This is a genomic window from Rhodovulum viride (genome assembly GCF_003265965.1).
Taxonomy (GTDB): Bacteria; Pseudomonadota; Alphaproteobacteria; order Rhodobacterales; family Rhodobacteraceae; genus Rhodovulum; species Rhodovulum kholense.
Genome location: NZ_MUAV01000122.1, coordinates 1 through 889, shown reverse-complemented (window position 1 = coordinate 889; position 889 = coordinate 1). Strand labels below are relative to the sequence as shown.

Genomic DNA, 889 nt, shown 5'->3' with positions numbered 1-889 from the left:
TCCTGCCGTTGAACCGCTCGACCATGCCGTTCGTCTGCGACCGCATCGGCGGCGCGAGACGATGCTCGATCCCGAGGTCCGCACAGAGGAGGTCAACTCGTGTTATCCGGTTGCAGCGCGTTTGCGCAGGCCGAAGAGGCGGTCGGTGAAAGCCTTGCCGTTATCGGTCAACACGCGGGCGATCTTCATCGGGGCCGCGCCCTCCAGATCGCGAAGGAAACGGCGGGCGTTGGCCGCGGTTTGTGCGGGATAGATGCGCGGCGGCGACCCGCCGCGTCGCTCGGTCAATGGCAGCGAAGAGATCGCGGCGGCGGTCCTCGTCGGCCATCTGGGGCAGATACGTGATGTCGATGTGCAGATAGCCAGGCTCGTGGGCCATGAAGCTGCCATGCGCGGGCCTGGAGTCCTTGGGCTTCAGCGCCCGCAGGTTGCCCACGCCGTGGCGCCGGAAGCAGCGGTCGAGGCCCGAGCGCGAGACATGCGGGTTGCGGAATTCGCGCACCACGGCGAGCAGATCGTCGAGCGGCAGGACAAGCGCCTTGCGCCGCACCACGGCGACGTTCTTCGCCACGATAGATCCACCGGATCGATCGTTAACCCTGCGCCGGCGTCAGCGTCGTCTGCAAGCGGTGCGGCGGCTGGCTCCGGTCGTGGACGTCGTCGCGACCCCGCCACTTCCAGACCGTCTGCCCGGAGATCCCGCAGCGCTCGGCAACCAACCTCGCCGGTTCGCTGCTCGCCTGGATCGCTCCCCGGATCTTCGGTGTCGTGCTGGCCTGCTTGCGCAGAGAGAAGAGAGATCAGCATGCTCCCGTCCCTTCCCGAACCTCGCGCAGGATCGACCTTGCCATGAACAGGGCAGACCGGCGAGGGTCTATGTGATCATCCG

At 66.9% G+C, this 889-nt stretch carries 1 pseudogene; it reads right to left on the bottom strand.

Annotated elements, in window-relative coordinates:
• A pseudogene (locus tag BYZ73_RS24245) lies at positions 1 to 788 on the bottom strand (DDE-type integrase/transposase/recombinase); the annotation flags it as partial.
• Positions 789 to 889: the final 101 nt, after the last annotated feature.